Source organism: Modestobacter sp. DSM 44400, assembly GCF_900107175.1.
GTDB lineage: Bacteria > Actinomycetota > Actinomycetes > Mycobacteriales > Geodermatophilaceae > Modestobacter.
In genome coordinates this window covers 1-1,323 of sequence record NZ_FNOZ01000170.1, presented here as the reverse complement: position 1 = coordinate 1,323, position 1,323 = coordinate 1, and the positions used below count along the sequence as shown (strand labels likewise).

Here is a 1,323-nt window from a genome sequence, read left to right as displayed (position 1 = left end):
GATCCGTCACACCCCAATGCCATCCTGACGCCCACACGGGACCAGAAGCCGATGATCATGCTCCGCATCAAGATCACGGAAGATCGAGGCTAATGGACGGTCTTGTTGTGGTGTGATGCTCGTGGCGGGACATCTTCCCCTTCCGCCCGCCAGGAGCGAGTCGATGATGTCGAGGACGAAGTCGCGGCCGGTGGTGTTGAGCCCGGCGGATCGCACGGCGCTGACGGGGCTGGTTCGTACGGGGTCGCATCCGGCCCAGCAGGTACGGCGGGCCCGGATCCTGCTGGTCTTGGACGAGGACGATCCCGACCGCGACGGGCCGGTACCGACTCAGGAAGTGGTCGCCGAGCGTGCCGGGGTGCATGTCGACTCGGTGGTGAAGACGTCGAAGGCCTATGCCGAGCGTGGCGGTGACGTTCAGGCGACGATCAGTCGCAAGAAGCGGGCCACGCCGCCTGTGGAGCCGACGGTGACCGGTGAGGTCGAGGCCCGGCTGATCGCGTTGGCGTGCTCGACGCCGCCGGAGGGGCATGCCCGGTGGTCGTTGCGGCTGCTGGAGAAGCACGTCGTCCTGGCCGATGACCTGCCCGACCTGGACCACTCCACCATCGGCCGGGTCTTGAAAAAACGAAACTGCGTCCTCATCTGAAAAAGTGCTGGACCATTCCGCCGCACGCGAACGCCGAGTTCGCGGCACGGATGGAGGACGTGCTGGCCGTCTACGCGCGACCGGCCGATCCGCACCGGCCGGTGGTGTGCATGGACGAGAAGCCCTACCAGCTGCTCGGCGACGTCTGCGATCCGATCCCCGCCGTTCCCGGCCGCGACCGGCTCGAGGACAACGAGTACGTCCGCCACGGCACCTGTTCGATCTTCGTCTGGGTCGAGCCGCTGCGCGGCTGGCGTCACGTCGACGCCCAGCCCCGGCGCACCAAGCTCGACTGGGCCCACCAGGTCGACCGGCTACTGACCTGCGGCTACCCCGACGTCGAGTCCGTGGTGCTGGTCATGGACAACCTGAACACCCACGGCATCGGCTCGCTGTACGAGGCATTCGAGCCGGCCAAGGCGTTCGCGTTGGCCCAGCGGGCTGGAGATCCATCACACCCCCAAGCACGGCTCGTGGCTCAACATCGCCGAGATTGAACTCTCCGCCCTGACCCGACAGTGCCTGGACCGCGAGGTTGTCCCGAGTTCCGTAGAACTTCGGTGGCGGTCCGTTGTGCGTCAGGCTGCGACGACCTCCTCATCTTGCACGGTCGATGCGACAGTTCCAGCGATCTCGGCGTCGAGCGCGGCGCGCAACTTCGGCAGGTGCAGGTG

The 1,323-nt window shown here is 66.7% G+C and carries 2 protein-coding genes; both read left to right on the top strand.

The genetic code is table 11. From position 1 onward, the window contains the following. Positions 1-163: 163 nt before the first annotated feature. On the top strand, positions 164-649 hold the full coding sequence (locus tag BLW04_RS25540) for a helix-turn-helix domain-containing protein (protein ID WP_091548461.1): 486 nt from the start codon (positions 164-166) through the stop codon (positions 647-649). 59 nt (positions 650-708) lie between these two features. Continuing rightward, a complete protein-coding gene (locus tag BLW04_RS25535; RefSeq protein ID WP_175484317.1) occupies positions 709-1,146 on the top strand; it encodes a transposase in 438 nt (145 codons plus the stop codon). Positions 1,147-1,323 lie beyond the last annotated feature (177 nt).